The organism is Algibacillus agarilyticus (assembly GCF_003286125.1).
GTDB classification, from domain to species: Bacteria; Pseudomonadota; Gammaproteobacteria; order Enterobacterales; family Alteromonadaceae; genus Algibacillus; species Algibacillus agarilyticus.
Map to the genome: position 1 here is coordinate 1 of NZ_QMED01000036.1, position 21,586 is coordinate 21,586.

Below are 21,586 nucleotides of genomic sequence, written 5' to 3' on the forward strand. Positions count from 1 at the left end.
CCGATTAAGGTGGCAAATTGAGTTATTGTTCAAAGAGCTTAAATCGTATTGCAACCTTAAAAAATTCAGCACACAAAAAGAGCCTATTGTTTGCGCCTTAATCTATGCCAGCTTCATCACTGTGTTACTAAAAAGGATGATGGCATTTGCAACAGAGGCATTAAAATCTTTATGGATATCGACACAAAAAGTGGCGAGGTCCGCACCAACATGGCTATCACTGTTAGTTAATAAACTGAGTCAACATCATGCAGTAGCGATAGCAGTGGAGGAATGCGTAGAACTAATATCAAAGCTATGTCCACGCGCCCACCCCAAGCGAGATTTGAAAGATGGGCTATATCAATTCGGTGTTATATCCTTGGTTGAAAATAACGGGATTGATTAATAAGTGAGCTTAAGTACCTACATATGAAATGGATTTAGGTGTTAGAACGACGCAGGAGCCAAAGTCGAGAGTAAGCGCTGACAATGAACCATAAAACCTGAGCGAGAAGACTATACCCAGCCTCAGCAGCAAAGATATTAGTTTTCAATTAATTTCAAATCGCCCCATTAACAGTTCGGCTATTTGGAGTGATTTTAAATAATGCGGCAGCAAAAAAATCCAAGCAATTTGAAGATACTGAGCGTGCGCCTTGTCGTGACTTGGGCATAAGTAAGCCGGACTATTTTATTAAGATATGATTATGCGGGTGGCTGATTTTTAAGATCAATCTATTACTTTCGCTTTATTGTTTACAATTAACTTTAAACCAAATGGATTTTCTAGTATCTTGAATTTAACTTTTCATTAATAAATATTAACTATGCGAAATTTATATTATTACTTAATTCACTGCTTAATTTTATTACTCGTGTGTGCTTGTTCAAGCTCGTATAAACCCATAGCTCAAAATTTAGTGGTTGCACCCACTCAATCGACTGAAATTGAATATCATGTTGAAGGTAACTTAAATAAGTTGATCACCTTTGAACTGACTAACCCACAAGATTATGCCAGCATCAGTTTAAGTGCCGATAACGATATAATTTTAGATAATTTAGATATTCAATCGAGTGGCGATCACACATTAACAGCGCTGGTTAAGTTTACTAAGCTAGGCAAAACGCAACTGGCATTATCTAGCTTAAATGCAGAGTTAAGCATTGATTCATTTACGATTGCAGATGCGACCCATATTGAAATACCTAATTATCAAGATGTATCGGTAAAAGCCGGGTTAGACAAAGTGAGTTCAATTAAATATGGCGGCCCAACCATTGCCGATTTAGATAACGATGGCGATTACGATTTTATCGTAAATAACCATAATGCAGAAACCAGTAAACTGTATTGGAACAACGGTGATGGCACCGTACGCAAGCATAATAAAGATTTAGCCCGTTGGTTTATGCACGATTTACATGGGGTTTCGGCAGGAGATTACGATCACGATGGCGATCTCGATTTAATTATCACTCAAGGAGGAGGCAATGGTAAAAATCCATCTACCGCTAACTTTTATCATAACAATAATGGTAAATTGGTGTTAATGACAGGCGATGTTAATATTGACCGTGGCGGCCGTGGTCGGGGTGGGTTTTGGACCGACATGGATTTAGACGGCGATTTAGATTTGTTGTTAATTAATGAAACCAGTTTGCACGGTGACAAACCACAACATTTTGCGTACGAAAACCTCGGCGAAAACGGATTTAAATTTCGCCATATTGATGGCTTGCTTAATCAACACCCTTCACGAGCAGTGATAACCGACCTGAACAATGACCAAATAGACGACATTATTTTGTACGGTCCATTATCGGTGTGGCAAGGTAATGGCGATTTCACTTATACCGAGATCACCGCGCAATTTCCGAGTGAAGTGACCAAACTGGGTGGCATCATGGCCGTAGCTGATGTTGATATCGATAATGATGGCGACTTAGATTTATATTTAGCCCGCGGCAAAGAGTTTGAAAACGGCCGCGGTGAAGCGCCAAATGTTGATTTTGAACCGACAAAACAAATATTCTCAATTAAACCACGTGGCTTTAAAGGTAAAGATGCTTTTAGTTTTACCGCGCCTGCCGCCGTCAAACTTTATAATTATTACTATCTTACTCAAGGTGATTTTAGAGGGCAAGATTACCCCCTCTTTTTAGGCAAAAACAAACAAGCGCATAACGTACAATCGGGTGAAACCTTCACTTTACAACCACAAGCGGCGCTTGGCTGGCCACAAGATATTAGCGAAAACGGGGTTTATTTTGGTTACCTTGGCAATAACCAATGGAAAGCGGTGTTGGTGCGTAACAGCAATATATTTTGGAACTACAAATTTAGTTTAGCGGGTGTTAACACGGCAAAACTTGATTTTGCACCTGAAAATAGAAATTTAGCAGATGTATTACTCCGTAACGACAATGGTAAATTTGTTGATGTGTCAAAACAGTGGAATATCCCCCAAGGTGGTAACTCGCTGGGTGTAACGGTTGGAGACTTTAATAACGACACTTTACAAGATATTTTTGTTTACCGTTGGGGGCTTATTCATGCTCGCGGTTCTGATCTTATGTTACTTAATAGCGGCAACCAACAATTTATGGCCACTACCGCCCATGGCGCAAGCGATAAAACGGGCCCTGGCAATGGCGATATGGGACAAGCATTCGATTTTGATTTAGATGGCGATCTTGATTTACTCAGCGGCAGTGAAGGTGGCGAATGGTATTTGTATCAAAACCAAACAGTTGCAACTAATACCGCTATCAACACGGTCAAGAGCACGGTTAAGAGTACAGTAACAAGTGCAACCGCTAATGCCCCAAAACAAGGTAACTATGCATTAATACGGGTAAGCTATTCACCCAAAGCTAATATTGACGCGATATCCGCGACAGTAAAAATTAAGGTAGGTAATAAAACCTATCAAAAACGTGTTGGCTCTGCTGGCTCGGTATTCTCGCAAAGCTTACTTAACATTGTGCATTTTGGCTTAGCCGATAACACCGTAATTGACGAAATGACGGTTACCTGGCGCAACGGCGAAACGGTTAGTTTTAATCATCAAGCCGCAAACCAAATAATAAACGCAGGTATTCAATTACAACCCGCAGATAGACAAGCCAATCAAACCACACAAGCCGGTTATGTGGCTCCTTACGTTAAAATATTAAACCGTGATGAATTTGAAAACCAACCGCTTAAAGTGGGTGATAGCTTCACATTAAACGTGGCTTACCATGCTGGCACCGGTAATAAAGTTATCAAATCTGATCAAGGGGGGGTACGTTTCTGGTTCCGCCATTTTAAAAACCAATGGATCCCGATAAAAGATACGGTATTGATTGATAAATCGGTTGTAGGCACTGAATCAGGCGAAACAAAAATGACTTTTAAATTAACCGATTTAAAAGCAACCTCTGCATTGCCCGAAAAACAGCTTTATCAGTTTAGAGTCTCGTTTGCTTCAAGCAATGGTGATATGTTAAATGAAGTGATATATCCACTTAATTTGATTGAATAAAACAACTGAAAGAAATAGGGCTGAACAACAAGCTAACCTCGTCAGCCCTAGAATGGCACAACCGTCTATCTAAAAATTGAGTATCCTCGGTTTCCGCGAATTTGCGAACCAATCCATTTTTAAACTTGTTTTGTCATGTCGTCGTCTTTGCGGTATTAATTTATAGTTGTGGGCATCTAAGTTGGTTATACCCTATCAATTTCTTATTTAATCACGCGCTAAAAACTGATTTCAAAGCCAAATTTAATCCGATCTTTTTGTTTAAACTGACCATATAAACCCTCTGCTTTTCCCCAAATGATGTCAGTCGTTAACCAGATTTTTAGGTTATCGTTATAATCATGGATCAGGCTGGCGTTAATGAACCCATCATGGTCATCTATATTTTTTACGACAAGCAATTCACTGGTTAGGGTGTCATGCCAAAACTTATTGCGAATTAAAAACGTTACATGGGTATCGGTTGTTGGCTTAGTTAAATTAGGCTGCGTATTGATGGCATGGTTCTGCATAAATTGAGCACTGACTAGCGTGTTATTAAAGCCAAAATAATCAATACCTAAAAGATAAGTTAATTCATTATATTGACTGATTTGGTTATGTAAATTGCGTTGTTTAATATGGGTTTGATAAGCCATTTCACTGCGTAAAGTGATCTCTTTAAAGGTAGTAGCAACACTACCGCCTAATAAATGAGAGCGAAAGTATTCAGCGTTAATATTAAGGCGCTGTGGTGAATAACTTGTATTAAATAGGGGTAAATCCACAAAGTGATATAAATAGTTTAAGCTAAGATCCCAGCCATTAATAAAGCGTGTCCAACGTAAGCCTATATCCGCATTTTTCACATGCGTGCTGGGTCTGTTATTCGGGTTTTGAATAACGTTTATATCGCCTGTAGGTGAAAATGGGGTATCGGCTAGTTGCGGTACAATACGTGACGTGGTTACCGTAAAACTTGCATTTTGTGGCGCAAGTCTGTGAACGGTTGTATCGGGTATCCATAGTAGTTGTAAGACATCGTTATTTTCAAAACTAAATTCGACATTCAACATCCATAAAGGGATACGTGATTGCTCAAACTCATCAAAAATAAATTCGTTAAATGATTGTGGGTTTACGACATCTAATATTTTAATACCATCTGCTTTTCCCCATACGACTTGTTGTTTGCCTAAGGTTAAAAAGTACTGGTCTAACGGAATTTCAATATACAATTCACGTAAGGTTAATTCAGAATGATTCGCTAGGTTTGTTGTCGTATTAAATGCGGAATACGTTTTATCTTGAAAAATAGCTTGCATGCCATCGCTAAATTGACTGTTTAGATTAATGATGCTCGTGAGTGTAAAATCGTCTGTTTGGTAAGTGATGTCGCTGCTCAGTGAGTTACTGAATAGTTGTACTCGTTTTTCATTATTCTTTGTGGCAATTGCTATTTCACTACGCATTTTATGCGTTGTATTAATTTGGGCATAACCGTTGATTGCGCAAAATAAATTTGTGGCACTGAGGCCACAAATAAATAATACAGCGCGATTAAAATTGACAGCGCTGAGCATGGCTATAAACCTCTTTTTAGCGTTTGTTGCGTGAATATTTTATTGCTTATAACCTGGTCATAATTAACGTTTTTGAATATGAACTCGGTTGTGTGTTCCGTTTTATAGTTGACAACCTTGATCTGATGAGCCGTCCATATATTCTGAATTAAACGGATATCGGTAAACGTAATGGTTTTGAGTAAATTACCTTTGGTATCCCAATAAATCGCTTTTCGGGTTATCCAAATATTTTTGTCGATATAAGATTCAAGTTTGCTATAACCTAACTCTTTCGCTACGTGACTATTTTTAGGCACTGATTCAATTACATAATAATCTATACCCTCTATATACTTTGATTTAAGCGTTCTATGATTATAATCGTCCACCGATATTTTGGTTTCTAGTTTGATTTCTTCATAGGTGAAATCAGTACCTAGAAAGTAATCACCACGATCAGCTGCCGATATGCGACGAACACGTCGCATGGCGGGTAAATATAACCATTGGTCATCATCTTTGTTTTTATTAGCATAATCATAAGTAAGAAAAGCCGTATCTTTAATGTTCTTTGGCGTTTCATAAAAAATAGCGGTGCGTTTTTCATCGCCAAAATATTTTCTAAACGCTTGCGTTTCTCTGACGCGTTTTTTACCTGAACGATCAATCATTGTCATGGTTAACTGACGAGATACCGCTTCGCCTTCATCACGACTATTGACTTGTTGTACGATCCAATTAGCATCAATCAGTGTGTTAGCTTGCAAGGTAAAACTACACACTAAGGTGCTTATAAATAACGAAATAAATAAATAAATCTTCATCTTTTGCCCTTAATTTTTCAATTTAGCCGGTTAGGTTATACGTGTTGGTGTTAAGCTTTTTCTTGATGCGCATGGCTTGATTCAATCGTGGCCTCATTAAGTGCTAAAGCGATGTGATTTTTATCTTGTTGAAAACCCAGAAAACGGGGTTGAAATATTTTGATCAATGCGGGTAAAACCGTGATGCTTACAATAAAACTGATAGAAACGGCAAAGGCAATCAACATACCTAATTTTGCTAAAGGCGGAACATAACTTAGCCCAAGTACGCCAAACCCTAAAAACACGGCAAAAAAGTTAAATAACAACGCTCTGCCGGTGCTGGGGAAAAGTTGTAATAAAATAGAATCAATCTGGACTTTATTAAGCTCATCTGGCTCGTGTAATTCAGCCGTGTGCGATTTGATTAATACTTTAACGCGCTCTATCGTGTGAACCGCAAAATCAATCCCAATACCTAACCCGATTGCTGCGGTCATTGTCGTACCAACCGCAAGCGTAATACCTGCTGCTCCCATAAAGGCATAAATAGCTAACGTTGACAGCATGACCGGCACTAAAGCCAATGACCCCGTTCCTATCGATTTAAAGGCAAGACAAGCGACTAACCAAACTAATAACAAAGCCAAAGCAACCCCTTTAAAGTGAGAGTCGACTAAGTTAGTTAACCATTCATAATCAACATAAACCCGTCCAGATAAAGACGCTTTAATGTGAGTATCGTTAAACTCGTTATTTATATAAACCTGTAGTGCTTCTACAACCGGTTTAAAACTTTGTAAACGGCCATTAGTGAGCTGAACTCTGACCAGCGCTTGTTGATAATCATAATCGATTTCTTCTTCAAAATCGGTTGGGTCACCACTAGCCGCGTATAATAAAAAATATTGTGAAATTAAGTTTTCATCGTTCGGTATTCGGTATTCACTTGGCTTGTTCTCATTTAAAGAACGGTTCATTTGTTTGATATAATCGGCAATTGAAGTGCTGCCGCCAACAACATCAAAACGTTCAACAAAGTCTTGTAACTTTTCTATTTTGTGTAAGTTTTCAGGTTTAAATAAGCCTTCTTTTTCATGAGTACTCACAACAATATCAAGGTTACTTGTCCCATTCATTGTTGCGTTTATGGCAACATCAGCTTGATAAATGAGCTCTGTTTTTTTGAAGTTATCCACCCAAGATTCATTAACTGATAAATTCATGGCACCATAAATACCAGCACCCGCTAAGATGAGAGATAACGTTAAAACGGTTTTAGCCCTAGCCAAAACGAGCTTTCCGATAGTGGTCATGAATGTCGAAAAAATATCGTTTTTAATCGTGTTGTTTTTACTTTTAAAAGCGGAGCTATCGCCTGCTGGCATTAACATTAAACATGCCGGTACCACACATAAAGAATATATTCCCGCTATGGCCAGCCCTAACATTGAGTAAATGCCAAATGCTTGCATCGGCGGCATATACGAAGAGAGATAAACGCCAAAAAATCCAATCATTGAAGTCACGGTGGTTAAAACAATAGGACGCCACATTTTTTGAGTTGCATCGATCACCAGTAAGCGCTGGCTTAACTCGGGTTGTGCTGCTCGTTGTTCATAATATTCACTCATAATATGAATACTGTCAGCGACTGCAATACCAACTAATAATATAGGCATACTTGTTGTAATAACATAAATTGGATCGCCCATGGCACTCATTACACCCATGGCTGAAGTCGCCGCGGCTAAAATAACAATGCCTGGTAGCAGGGTGCCTTGCACGGTACGAAAAGCAAAAAAGCACAACAAAGTAATAATGATGACACTCAGCGGCACTAAGCGCGATGCGTCAGTTACAATGTAAGTTGATAAATAGCCTGATACTGCGCCGTCACCAGCAACATGTAAAACTTCGTTTTGTTTGATCGGTGCTTCAGCAACAAGCGCAAGCAATGATTCATAAAGAGCTGGTCCATTGGCATCATCCGTTAGTTCAATAACGATGAGGCTGGTACTGGCATCTTTTGAAACAATCGATCCCACATAAAGTGGAAAATCAAAAACGTGTTGAGCCAACCCATCGGCCTGTTGCTGACTGATAGGGAGTTCATCAACAAAAGGTTCGACTACTAAACCTTCTGCATTGCCGCTGATATTATCTTCAGTGGTTAAACTAATAACGCGCTCTTGATTGACCGCCGGCATCGCAAGGACTTTTTGCGTGAGCCAATGAATGAGCTCAATGCTATCGGGATTAAATATTCCATTTTTCCCTTCATTTGTGACGGCGATAACCATTGGGTCATTTAAGCCAAAAATATCTTCAACTTGTTGACGGTAAATTAACGCAGGTGAATCTTTAGGCAAAAAAGATTCTGCTTCAGGGTCCATCGTTAACTGGGGCAAAAATGCCGTAAAAAATAAAATGGCTAATAAGCCACTCAGCAATACTTTTTTGGGATTACCTGTGAGCCACCATAAAAGGGCCGAGGTTTTTGTCTTATTTAATGTGTTCATTTATACCATCCTGTAGTGTAATTACACTTTAAGTCGTAAAAAATTTTAAGGGTTAAAATTTAATTGATTAATTTGGTCTAATAACCGTGATAGTGTTGTCATATCTTGCCCAGCTAAGCTGGTTTGTATGTTTTCTTGAGCTTGTTGCCACAAAGGGCGAGCAGTATCGAGTGTTTCTTTACCGTGATGAGTCAAATTTGCATAGCGAGTGCGACCGACACCACTGCTTAACGTCACTAAACCTTCTTTTTCAAGTGGCTTCAAATTTCGCGTTAATGTTGTTCGTTCCATGCAAAGGCTCTCTGCTAAATTCGATATAGAAATTGGGGCTTGAATATTAATCGCCACTAACATAGAAAATTGATTGGCCTTTAAACCCGTTGGTTTTAGTGCGTCATCATAAAGCCGTGTAATCGTTCGACTAGCAGCACGTGTTTTATAACAAAAACAGTTTTTAGCAATGGTTTGATCATCAATCATATAGTTTATTATAAATAACTAGGTGTAATTACACTTTAGTTTTTTGATATCGAATTGTCAATTTTTAATTTTGTGGTAATAGCGACAATATCTTTAGATTGCGAGAAATATCTAAGTGCTAAAATAATTGTCATTATAATTCCGTATTCGTCAGATAAGATGAGTCGCAATAGATAATAATTGAACACGAGCCAATAATGACTGGGGAGGGTTCAATTATTATCCTTTCTGCGAAATCGGCTTTAGTCTGATTAACCCAAATAATGTGCGTTGCTCACAAATATGATGCAAATATAAATATTACACAGGGTTAAAGCCAAATTCCTTATTGAATTGCAGTTAAATTTAGCTAATAGATGGTACATAAATTGCTTCTATTGTTAGTGCATTATGTTTAATTAATTTTGGTGAGTATATAAATGAGTTTTAAGATTCGTATTTTATCGAGTTTGGTCATTGCTGTATTGACGGCAAGTGTAGCGGTGGTTGTGCTGATTGCTAATATATCGATTGCGGAGTTAAACACTAATATTCAAAAAGAGTCTCAGCGCGATTTAATTGCCAAGCGCGAGGCTATTACATCTAAAATAGAAAATTATTTTTCGCAAATAGAAAAGCAAATTATTACTTTATCCGCAAATCACCAAACTCAACAAGCGGCGTTAGATTTTATCAGTAGCTTTAAAGTGTATGAATCTGAGCGAGATGACTTATTGGTCGGCGAGACCCTCAGCTCTATTGAACGCTATTATAATAATGAGTTTGGTAAAAAATTTAGCGCGCTAAACGATAAAGCGATTAACACCGCACCTTTATATAAAAACCTGAATAATACCGCTAAATTATTGCAGTATGATTTTATTAGTAATAACACAAATCAATTGGGGCAAAAAGATAAGCTAACAGTACCAGAAGGCGATACTCGCTATGCTAAAGTTCATCAAAAATATCATCCAGACTTTCACACCTTTTTAGATAACTTCGGGTATTACGATATCTTTATTGTTGATAGTGCCTCGGGTGATATTGTTTACAGTGTATTTAAAGAGCTTGATTACGCGACCAATTTAATCAGTGGTCCTTATGCTAAAACAGGTATTGCAGAAGCCTTTAAAAAAGCCAAAAACTTATCTCATAATCAAACCTATATTTCTGATTTTAAACATTATTTACCATCTTATAACGGTGAAGCCAGTTTTATTGCAAGCCCTATTGAAATAGAAGGTAAACAAGAAGCTGTTCTTATTTTTCAAATGCCACTCGCAGAAATTAATAAAATAATGACCCATGAAAATGATTGGAAAAACAGAGGTTTTGGTAATAGTGGCGAAACTTATTTAGTCGGGCATGATAGAACGTTATTGAACGAGAGTCGTTTTTTTGTAGAAGATAAATCACAGTATTTAGCTGTGATTAAAAAAGACTCACCTTCAGTTGCGCGATTAATTGAAAATCAAAATACCTCGATCGGTATTCAACCTGTTGTTGGGGTTGCATTAGAGGCTGCGCTTTCTGGAAAAGTCGGTTTCACCACATTGCAAGACTATCGAGATGTTTCTGTTTTGTCTGCTTATGGGCCGATTCATTATGGTTCTCAAACACTAGCGTTGCTTTCGGAGGTCGACGTAGACGAAGCGTATGGTGCTTTAAATGTATTGAGTGAGCGTATTTGGATGTCGGCAATTACCGTTATTATTGTTTTATCCATCATCACATCACTACTTGGCTACTGGATGGCTATTATTTTAACAAAACCGATCAACAAACTCGGTAATGAAGTGGCTAAACTCAATAGCGGAGATGCTGATTTAAGTGTGGTTTTAAAAGATTCGGGTATTGTTGAAATAGATAGCGTTACGCAAAGCTTTAATCGGTTTATATCCATGATTAAAGAGGTTGTTGATTCAATAAAATTAAACGCTGACAATATTGCATCGTCGAGCACTCAACTTAGTGCCACAACAGAGCAAACCAATCAGTCTGCTTATAATCAACAAACACAAGCTCACGAAATCAACGAAGCACTCAAACAGTTTTATCATGCGATTGAAGAAATAGCGCAAAACTCGGTTGATACTTCAAATCAAACATCGACCGCTAAAGACATAACAACTGAAAATAGCGATCGTGCTACATTAGCCAAAGATAATATTAATCAATTAGTGTTAGAAATAACCGAGTCATCTGAAACGCTTAGCCATCTGCAAGAGCAGGTCGATAACATAAACAATGTGCTTAATGTTATTACATCAATTGCAGAGCAAACAAACTTGTTGGCGCTAAATGCAGCTATTGAAGCGGCAAGAGCAGGAGAGCATGGACGCGGTTTTGCAGTGGTTGCCGATGAAGTAAGACAGCTAGCCACCCGAACGCAACAAAGTACGGTAGAGATCCAACAAAACATTGGTTCATTAACCACGGTTGCTAGTGATGCGGTGAATGCAATGACGCGAGCTACAAATTCCGCTAAAGACGGTATTGAATTGGTTGATGGTGTTAGTGAATCGTTAAATGGTTTGTTAGTGGCAATTAAACAATTAGATGAATTTAATCATTCTGCGGCTTCAGCCAGTGAAGAACAAAAATATACTTGCGATTCTATTGTGCAAACCATGGAACAAGTCGAGATATCTGCAAATGAGTTGTTTTCAGCTTCCCAAGAAGTATCAAGTGCAAGCTTAACATTGTCGGATATAGCGATCGATTTACAAGGGCAAGTCACACGCTTTAAATAAGGATTAAGCTTTTATTTTTGGTATGTTTGATGCTGTCATGAATACTGCTCCACTTGATTTTATGGTTGTGACTGACAGCTGTTTCTTTTTAGTTGGCGAGAAAATCAAAGAGCAAATTTAAACCCACAGAGCTTATTTTGAAATTGCAAAGAATCTAACTGCGCTATACTTCTTGAAAATATTTATTTTAATATTAACCCGATATTAATTAAAAAGAGGTGGATGAAAGATGGCTTATATTGATAGTTTTGTCGCTGCGGTGCCAACCGCAAATAAACAAGCTTATTTAGCACACGCAACGTTATCGGCACAGCTATTCAAAGAGCAAGGTGCGTTGAATGTGATTGAAGCATGGGGAGATGATGTGCCAGCAGGCGAGGTGACCTCGTTTCCGATGGCAGTAAAATGTACAGCGGACGAAACCGTTGTTTTCTCGACGGTTATATGGCCTTCAAAAGCGATCCGCGATGCGGGATGGCAAGCGATTATGGCTGATGAGCGAATGGATCCTGCGGTTAACCCGATGCCTTTTGATGGTAAGCGTTTAATTTATGGCGGTTTTGACATTTTATTAAACGAATAATCCAACTTATTAACCTCAACTCGGTTCCATTTAACCTTAACCTAATTGACTGGCTGATTTTGACAAAAGCGAGCGTGATTAAAAATATCGATATTGATTGATCACGCTGAGCTCACTTAAGATAATATTTGTTTAACGCGGCCGACATCGCCACTTTCTAACCGTACCTTTATACCGTGAGGGTGATTAGGGCTATTGGTTAATATTTTTTCTACGATACCGCGTGTTAAGTTTCCGCTGCGTTGATCTTGTTTTAAAACAACATCAACCTCTAAGCCAATTGAAATATTTGCTCGAAGATTTCCCGACATACGTAAATGTTAAACCTTTATAAAATAATAATGTAGGCAGACTGCATTAAGTCGTTTAAACAATCAAGAGAAAGGTGGCTGTGTTTACGGCTTTTATATAGCGTGTAATCGTTTTATCGTCGTTAATAGCCGATCACCATAGCGGGTTAAAAGCGCACTTCAGTTTAGTGATATCACACTCCTTCCGTGTAAATATAAACGTAGGATCTTTATGTTGCGTGTATGTTTGTGGTAATGTATTTAATCTTTATAACCTTAAATTAGATTAAAGCACGAGAGGTTGAATATGAATCACGAATTATCAAGGCGTAATGCACTTAAACTAGCGATGGCAGGCGTTGTTACAGCCGGTGTGGGTTGCAATGCGACTACCCCTAATAACTTAAAAAAGGCCATTAATACCGTAAAAAACCATGAGCCGATGCAGGATAAGTGGGCAAAAACGCATGATCGACCTTGGATTGGTGGTGATTATTGGGCTAACCCGATGGAAGATTGGCATATTGTTAAAGGTGGCGCAGAGTGCACCAGTACCAATGGTCAAAGAAGTATCCATTCATTAACGCATCAATTAACTGATGCCACTCAAGCTTTTAATATATCGGTAGACGTTCAACAAATTGCACAAAACAACAATGACGGTGGTGTCGGGATCCGTTTAGGTGTTAAAAACGAGATTAACGAATACCGCAGTAGTTGCTTTGTGCAAAAGGGTTTAGATATCGGCATTATTGATAATCAATTATCGATTGCGGGTAAAAAATCACCTTTAACGATTCAATTGAGTAAACAAGTGGTTAAGATCGCTTTAACGGCGACCCCACAATATGGTGCTGTTAATTTAAAGGTGATTGCTAGCTTAGTTGATTCGGGTCAAATTATTGCTGAAATGGCACATTTAGTGCCTGCGGATGATGTGATTGGTAATGTGGCGGTAGTGAGTAACTTTGCGGTGCATGCTAAAGCCGGTCAGCGAGCGGGGCGATATCGTTTTGCTAATTGGACCTTATCAGGTGCTGCATTTGAGGTATCAAAAGCGCATAAATTTGGACCTCTGCTTTGGACCATGTATTCATTAAGTGATTCACGCAGCGAAGCGGGTTTTGTGATGAAGCTAAGTGCATTCACCGGTCCAATGGGCATTAATGATAATAAAACGGTTGAATTACAAGTTAAACAAGACGGTATTTGGCGTTCTTTAGGTCAGGCAACGTTAGACCCCGATGCATGGGTGGCTAACTTTAGAGTGACTAATTGGTCAGAAAAAACAGATAGCGCATTTAGAGTCATTTATAAAGAAAAGCATATTGATGGCAGTGAAACGCCTGATATTTGGTCGGGTATTATTAAAGCTAACCCGGCAGGGCGTTCATTACGTATGGCGGCGCTAACTTGCCAAAATGATTATAGTTTTCCTTATGCACCTGTTGCTGAAAATGTTAAAAAATTAGCGCCTGATTTGGTCTTCTTTTCGGGTGATCAAATTTACGAAAGCCATGGTGGTTTTGGTATTATACGTAGCCCTTTTAAACCCGCTTTTGAAAATTATTTACGTAAATTTTATCAATTTGGTTGGGCATTTAGAGACGTTATGCGTGACCAACCGACAATATGTTTACCTGATGATCATGATGTACTGCAAGGTAATTTATGGGGCGAGGGCGGTCAACTTAAAAAAGACCCTGCTGCTGATCCGAGTGCCTCGTTAACAGGGGGCTACATTGAATCGGTTCGTTTTGTTAATGCCGTGCATAAAACCTGTGTTAGCCACCATCCAGATGCTTATGACCCAACGCCTAATCCAAGCGGCATTAGCTGTTATTACGGAGATATGGTTTATGGCAATGTGGGATTTGCTATTTTAGCTGACCGACAATGGAAAACCGGGCCAGAACAAGCCGGCGTTGTAGTGGGTGAAACGGGGGTAGATGAAGCCCCTACTTTTATAAATGATGCGATTAACCCTAAAAATTCTGTTTTATTAGGTCAGCGCCAAGAAGATTTTTTAAAAAAATGGTCTCAAGACTGGCGTGGTCATAAACTGAAAGCCGTATTAAGTCAGACTGTTTTTGCGGGTATTGCGACACATCAACCGTCACCTGAACGTTATCTTAAATATGATTTTGACAGTAGTGGTTGGCCAAGACCCGCACGGGATTCGGCCGTAGAAATCATGCGTGAATCTAAAGCATTACATATTTGTGGTGACACTCATTTAGGTTCTTTAGCGCAATATGGTGTTCACAAGCAGCGCGATAGCAACTGGTCTTTTTGTACACCGGCGATTTCGGCTGGTTGGCCGCGTTTTTGGGTGCCTGATCAAATGGGGCTCCCGCATCAAAACCGTCCCGCTCATGGTTTGCCGCAAACGGGGGAGTATCTCGATGCATTTGGTAACAAAATGTATGTTTATGCGGTTGGCGTACCTGAAGTGGGTCAATCAAAAAATCGATACGTTAAAGCACATGAAAAAGGCAGCGGTTTTGGTTTTATTACCTTTAACACCGAACAACTGACTTATACCTTAGCTGCATACCGCTACTTAATTGATGTTGATATCGAAAGCCCTATAAACCAATTTGAAGGCTGGCCGGTAACGATTCATCAAGATGAAAATATCGGTAAAAACCGCTTAACCTAATAGGGTATTTAAAAATGCCAGCGTTACCACTATCGCTGGCTTAATTTTCACGTTATGACAAGCGGCTCGTTGCCGTGTTTCCCGCATTTAATACGATGTTCAAATAAAGAAGATGAGCTAATCGCTCCTAAAGCAGCTCCGCTTAGAGATTGTATTCTTTTGGCTTGTTGGGTATCACCAAAAATACGTTGCGTTAGTTGTTCTATATTTAACTTGAGGTTGTAAAGTTTCTCTTTTTAGTACAAAGTCCGCACTTAATACGCCTTCTAGACCCTTTTATTCTTTCGCTAGATCTTGTTATTGAACGCCCATTTTCGTTGTTTGCTAAATTAATATTATTCGAGTTGGTGTTCTCTTTCATCACGGTATGACGGGTGAATTTACCTTTGTGGAGGAAGGAGGAGGGGCTTATTTAGCTAAAATTTAAGTGGTGAAAACTTTTACGTGCAAGATAAAAAAAGCCCTGAGTTAACACTCAGGGCTTTTGGTTTATTAATTAAAAATGACTTAAATTAATTATACCAACGTTCATCAATACACTCTGGTAATGCAACCGCAGTGTTAAAGTTGGTAATGCTAGGGGACAACCTTTCTGAATGAGCATCAATAACTTCGTGATGCGTATCAGGGAAGTCATTCGCAGTCAGATTATAAACGTTAATATTAAAGTTATAATCCACGCCTTCTTCCTGAGCATTAGCCACTGGCGCAACTGAATCACCGATAAAGATTTGACCTCGGCTTGCCCATTGTTCTTCGGATGCTATACACAGGTTATCTGTAGTAGGGATGTAGTATAAATTTTCCAATTTCAAATTAGCTTCAGTTCCATAGTTAGCAGTCACGTTAAATACGTGTGACTCTGCAAACCAACCCGGTTTCAAGCCTGTTGCTTGATGCACTGCATCTAAACAAGCATTTGTCGGGTTAATACGGGTAGCCCAGCGACCACCGCCACGAACATAGGTCGTACTAGCACAGCCATCGCCGTATGTAGCATCAACCTCGTCTCGCCATTCATTACGTGTGAAACTGACGCCAGTTGGGCTAAATATCTCAACAAAGCCTTCATCTACACGCACTGCAAAGCTACAGCTGTTCGATGTAACACCGTTAACTTGTACCGAGCCATTCTCCATAAAGTGAGGGCCAAACATCACAGGCGCTAAACAATCCGTACCACTGATATTTTCAGCAAAAATATTACGAATACCGCCTTTTTTATGCTCTTTCATCGACAGGTTATCGGTTTCCATACGCAACGTAATACCGCCCTCACTGTGTAAGTCTCTGAACAGAATATTGTCAGCGGCGTAAGTTTGAATAACACCATAACCAAATAAAGAATTACTTTGATCAATTTTTTCGATTATTCCGTTTACTGGCCAATGCAAGTCACCATCGCGAACCGATACACCCACTAAGAAAGAGGCGAAGATAGTTTTACCATCTCTAATTCTAATATTAGAGATCTTAAAGTTCTCCATGTCGCCCATTCTAAATACAGCGGTTCTGACATTAGGTGCGTTTTGTAAATCAATAGTAAAGCCATTACCTAAACCAACAATACTTAGGTTTTCTGCTTTCTCGCCATGACCACTTTCAAACATAAACTCATTATAACTACCCGCTGTAACCATATGGAATGTAGCGCCTTCAGCCACTTCAATATGAACATTAGAGCGCAAGTGTAAGCTACGTAAGTAGTAGTCACCCGCAGGGATATGCAGCTTACCGCCACCCTGTACGTCGCTGATTTCATCAATAGCCGCTTGCAGCACAACCGTATCGTTTAAGGTATCAGTATTGATTACGGCAAAATCATTAACAGCATCAAGCTCAACATTGTAGCTCGCTGGTTCCGTGAAGAAGTTCTCGTCCGCTACTGGTAATGGTTCGGCACGGCCATTAGTTGTATAAGTGCCACTACCATCATGGATCCCATAGTCATACACTGGCGCATCACTAATTGCAGGGCGAGCAAATTCTTTATCACCAATCAATACATAATCGTCAATGATAACTTTGTCACCTGTTTCTAGGCCACCAAAGAAGAATGATGGAAGAACATCAACAATGTCATAACCACTTTCAAGTTGCCATAAATCAGGTACAGAGAATATTTGTGAATTGGTATTGGCATCAACAAACGTGACTTCAACCCAGTCACCAAACTCATTCGCTGCAACCGTTGCCGTATAATCGGCAGAAATGGCTTGCGCCGCCGCAACTTTACCGGTTTTACCGCCTTGTGTCGTTACGTTCCAAGGTAACAAGTGATGTTTAATAGTGACATTCTCAGAGCCCGTATTACCGGCTGCTTTTTCAACTTTGACTCGTAGCGTGACAGATTGAATCTCGGTGTCGACTGCGCCGCCGCCTAATGCTTTACTCCATGGGTTAGCGTTACCCCATTTGTGCCACAATAAAGAATGGTTATCGACGTATGTGCCGTCGTGGATGTCGGTAAACGATACTGCTTTGCTATCTAAATAGCCTGTGCTTTCTTCTAATGCATAAGCACCAAAACCTGAAGCAATGAAACCCCAACCGCCATTTTGTGCAATGGTAGCCGTTTCAAAATCATACTCGATTGTGAAGTCAGTAGGAATTGGAGCAGGTTCTCCCACGGTTGACATTGCTTGATAGTCATCAATGTATACTTTGTCACCCACTTCGGTGTTACCAAACTTAAATTCAGGATAAATTTGTAACTGATCTCCCGCCGCATGATACCAAGTAGGCGGTATAGTGAAATCTACACCCTCGGTACCTTCAATTACAAAATCAACTTCAACCCAACCTGTACTTCCAGCCGGAATGGTTCCTACTAATCGAGGCGTAGCCGCGATACCAGCCGGAATGTTAACGCTTTTGTTACCGTCTTCTAAGCCATAAGGAATTAAGCGGTGAAAAATCTGTACATCTTTTTCAGACGCTAGCTCAGTTTTGGCCCAAAGTTTGATACTGTTAATGGTATGGCCATTATTCTCAAACATAGTTGTAAACGGGTTAGCTCGCCAATCTTGTAAGTAAGTACCTGTTTGTTCTGGGTTAAGATTCACGTGAGTATCGGTATAAGACAACGCATTGCTTTCATTTCTACCGGCTTCTTCAAATCCCAGTTCACCACGATATACTCCTTGATCGACAACAGAGTGGATCCAACCTTGCGAACCTTGGTCTTCAGCTATTTCGTTTTGGTCAAAATTGAACGTAAAGGTTAAATTATCACCTATTTGGAAGTGACCATCAGCACCAGAAGCCCCAATTAAAGTTGCAACACCGGTATCGAAATTACCTCGTGGAAGTTCATTGTTATTTCCGCCACTACCACCAGTATTACCACCGTTAGAGCTACCATCGTCTTCAACAGGTTCACAGCAAGCGCCTTCAATTGGTGATTCACCGATTAAGTAGTTATCTAAGTAAACTTTATCGCCTACATCTAAGCCAGCAAATAAGAACTGAGGATACACTTGAATGGGTGATTCACCATCAACATTGACCCACGTATCAGGGATCGTAAATTGTGGTAAGCCCGTTGCGGTATCAATAAACTCAACTTGAACCCAGTTGCCGTTTTCAGCCGCCGGAATAATCATTTGATATTGAGGACTAACCGCAACACCGGCTGCAATTTCTTCACCTTTTGTGCCGTCAATTAATGGATAAGGAACCAAATTATGTTGAACAGTCACGTTACCTGGTGTTGCTTTTTCAACTTTAACCCACACAGAAACAGACTCTAACGTTTTGCCCTGTGCATCGCCTAAAAACTCAGTCCAAGGATTAATATTTTCTTGGTTAGTTCGGTTATTAAAACGAACACCGTTTTGCGCGATGTTAGTATTAGCACTGGTATCTTGATACGCAAGCACTGCAGAACCATCTTCACCTTGTTCGGTTTCAAACGTCATAACACCACGGTTAGCAGTAGGATACACCCAGCCTTCCCAATTGTTATTTTCAGTTTGTACCTGATTTAAGTTAAAGTTATAACTAAATTCAGTCTCGGTGATTGTATAACCCGGATCTGTGTTTTCTGCTTCCTCTTCAGGGGTGTTTTCTTCAGATGCAGCACCGATTATCGCTTGGTAATTATCGACATAAACCTTATCACCGACTTCTAAACCACCAAATAAGATGTCTGGATAAACTTGAATCGGTGAAGCACCATCAAAATGAGCCCATGTATCAGGGATATTAAAGGCCGAATTACCGGTATGGTTATTAATAAGCTCAATGCGGATCCATTTACCATTGTCTTCTGCTGCAACCACGGCTTGATATTCAGGACTTTGCTCAATACCGGCTCTGATTTGATTACCTTTGGTATCGTCAATTAATGGGTATGGAATTAAGTTGTGCTGCACAGTCACGGCACCTGGCGTTGCTTTTTCAACTTTAACCCATAAACTAACCGACTGTACGGCTTGACCTTGTGCTTGACCCAGTAAGTCAGTCCAAGGGTTTATATTGGCTTGATTTGTACGGTTATTAAAGCGAATACCATTTTGAGCAATATTGACATTAGTACTGGTATCTTCATATAAGTAAGCCGCTGAACCATCTTCACCTGCGTTAGCTTCAAACGTTACAACGCCTCTATGAAGAGTTGGATAGACCCAACCTTCAAAATTATTATTGGCCGTTTGTATTTGATCAGTATTAAAGTCGTAACTAAATACCGTTACATTAACTTCTTGCTCATATTTTTCAGCATCTAATGGGAAATAATCTTCAGCATCATTTACACCATCACCATCGGTATCGGCATCAAGCGGGTCAGTGCCATTAGCTAATTCGTCTAGGTCGGCTACACCGTCGTTGTCATCATCAAGGTCGGCATTATCACCCAAACCATCAAAATCAAAATCGTAAGCTTCTGTCGCATCAAGCGGGAATACATCAAGAGCATCATCAACGCCGTCAGCATCCGTATCAGGGTTTAGTGGATCCGTGCCCGCAGTCACTTCATCAATATCACTAACACCGTCATTATCATTGTCAGTATCAGCGTTGTCACCTATACCATCATTGTCTACATCAGCCCATTCAGTCGCATCAATTGGGAAAACATCGACTAAATCACTTACGCCATCAGCGTCGGTATCCGCATTTAATGGGTTAGTGCCATTTGCCGCTTCATCAAGATCGCTAATACCATCATTGTCATCGTCAAGATCAGCGTTATTACCCGTGCCATCAGTGTCGGTATCAAGCGTTTCGGTTGCATCAATTGGGAAAGCATCGGCTAAGTCATTAACACCGTCAGCATCCGTATCCGCATTTAACGGATCCGTACCGTTAGTCGCTTCATCAAGATCACTAACACCATCGTTGTCATCGTCTAAATCAGCGTTATCCCCAGTACCATCAGCATCGCTATCAAGGGTTTCAGTGGCATCAGTTGGGAATACATCGACTAAATCATTAACGCCATCAGCGTCGGTATCCGCATTTAACGGGTTCGTACCGTTAGCCGCTTCATCAAGATCGCTAACACCATCATTGTCATCGTCAAGATCAGCGTTATTGCCTGTGCCATCATTGTCGGTATCAAGGGTTTCGGTTGCATCAGTAGGGAATGCATCGGCTAAGTCATTAACACCGTCGGCATCCGTATCAGCATTTAACGGATCTGTACCGTTAGCAATTTCGTCGTCATCACTAATACCATCGTTGTCATCATCGGTATCGGCTCGGTTAATAATACCGTCACCGTCATAATCAATATGTTGTAAATGTGCTAATAACCAAACTTTAAGGATTGGTTTTTTTTCAAAATTATTAAGGATCCAGTCTCTTAATTCACTAATGTCAGTAAAGTTATTTTGAAACCAGCTTTTAACTTCATCAGCGTTACGCAGCTTATCTTTGAATAATTTTTTAAACTGCTTTCTTAATGATTTTTGTTTAGTCCACTTAAGGTGCTTTTTATGTTTGTTGTGGCTTCTTTGATAGTGAGCGTTATTCTCGTTTTTTCCATTTGAAAAAAACGGTTTGTCATTCCAATACTTAAAGAAGTCTAACAGGCTATACCGATCAGCGTTAGCAGACGCTTGCCCACTAACCCCAATCAGCAACGCTGATATTAAAAGACGTTTCTTATTTGAGTGTGCTTTCATTACGTGTCTTTTCCTAGTTTATTTCTGTAAACGTTAAGAAGTACCCAATTTAAACTTTGAGTCAGCACTTCTTATTGAGTATACGTATAATAGTGGTATTAATTTAAACATCATACCTATCAAATAATAACATGTTAAAAACAAAAATATAATCACTGTGACAAAAAAGTTAAAAAACAGGCTAAAACAACAAGGCGTTCAGCAGGCAGGTTACATAGTGCAATTAATCATAAGAACAGAGTTGCAAGTTAAATAAGCAAGGGAGGTTGGTTGAATCGTTATTAAGGTACGGTTCGCAAGTTCACGGCACCCTACGAAAATAAT

The 21,586-nt window shown here is 39.7% G+C and carries 10 protein-coding genes and 1 pseudogene; 5 read left to right on the forward strand and 6 right to left on the reverse strand.

The window, feature by feature from the left end; translation table 11 throughout:
- Positions 1-388: pseudogene (locus DPX34_RS22115) on the forward strand (IS4 family transposase); the annotation flags it as partial.
- 421 nt (positions 389-809) lie between these two features.
- Positions 810-3,512, forward strand: coding sequence for a CRTAC1 family protein (locus DPX34_RS18935; RefSeq protein WP_111980006.1), 2,703 nt, complete (start codon positions 810-812; stop codon positions 3,510-3,512).
- A 218-nt stretch (positions 3,513-3,730) separates the two neighbouring features.
- On the opposite strand, the gene DPX34_RS18940 is transcribed toward DPX34_RS18935, so the two are convergent.
- From DPX34_RS18940 to DPX34_RS18955, 4 genes are read right to left on the reverse strand one after another with little or no spacing between them, the layout of a single operon-like run.
- Positions 3,731-5,074 (reverse strand): DUF1302 family protein, encoded by a 1,344-nt coding sequence (locus DPX34_RS18940; protein ID WP_111980007.1) that lies wholly within the window; start codon positions 5,072-5,074, stop codon positions 3,731-3,733.
- A 2-nt stretch (positions 5,075-5,076) separates the two neighbouring features.
- A complete protein-coding gene (locus DPX34_RS18945; protein ID WP_111980008.1) occupies positions 5,077-5,880 on the reverse strand; it encodes an outer membrane lipoprotein-sorting protein in 804 nt (267 codons plus the stop codon).
- A 50-nt stretch (positions 5,881-5,930) separates the two neighbouring features.
- Entirely contained in the window at positions 5,931-8,381 is a 2,451-nt protein-coding gene (locus DPX34_RS18950; RefSeq protein WP_111980009.1) for an efflux RND transporter permease subunit, read from the reverse strand.
- Between the two features lie 45 nt (positions 8,382-8,426).
- Complete coding sequence (locus DPX34_RS18955; RefSeq protein WP_111980010.1) at positions 8,427-8,861, reverse strand: MarR family winged helix-turn-helix transcriptional regulator; 435 nt, start codon at positions 8,859-8,861, stop codon at positions 8,427-8,429.
- A 419-nt stretch (positions 8,862-9,280) separates the two neighbouring features.
- Between DPX34_RS18955 and DPX34_RS18960 the strand changes: the two genes are divergently transcribed.
- Complete coding sequence (locus DPX34_RS18960) at positions 9,281-11,596, forward strand: methyl-accepting chemotaxis protein (protein WP_111980011.1); 2,316 nt, start codon at positions 9,281-9,283, stop codon at positions 11,594-11,596.
- A 229-nt stretch (positions 11,597-11,825) separates the two neighbouring features.
- On the forward strand, positions 11,826-12,179 hold the full coding sequence (locus tag DPX34_RS18965) for a DUF1428 domain-containing protein (RefSeq protein ID WP_111980012.1): 354 nt from the start codon (positions 11,826-11,828) through the stop codon (positions 12,177-12,179).
- 116 nt (positions 12,180-12,295) lie between these two features.
- Here the strand turns inward: DPX34_RS18965 and DPX34_RS18970 are convergent, their stop codons facing one another.
- The gene (locus DPX34_RS18970) at positions 12,296-12,490 is read right to left on the reverse strand and encodes a YwbE family protein (protein ID WP_111980013.1); all 195 of its coding nucleotides are present in this window, start codon (positions 12,488-12,490) and stop codon (positions 12,296-12,298) included.
- A 286-nt stretch (positions 12,491-12,776) separates the two neighbouring features.
- Here DPX34_RS18970 and DPX34_RS18975 point away from each other — a divergent pair, with 286 nt between their 5' ends.
- Entirely contained in the window at positions 12,777-15,131 is a 2,355-nt protein-coding gene (locus DPX34_RS18975; RefSeq protein WP_111980014.1) for an alkaline phosphatase D family protein, read from the forward strand.
- 512 nt (positions 15,132-15,643) lie between these two features.
- Here the strand turns inward: DPX34_RS18975 and DPX34_RS18980 are convergent.
- Entirely contained in the window at positions 15,644-21,262 is a 5,619-nt protein-coding gene (locus DPX34_RS18980) for a hypothetical protein (RefSeq protein WP_111980015.1), read from the reverse strand.
- Positions 21,263-21,586 lie beyond the last annotated feature (324 nt).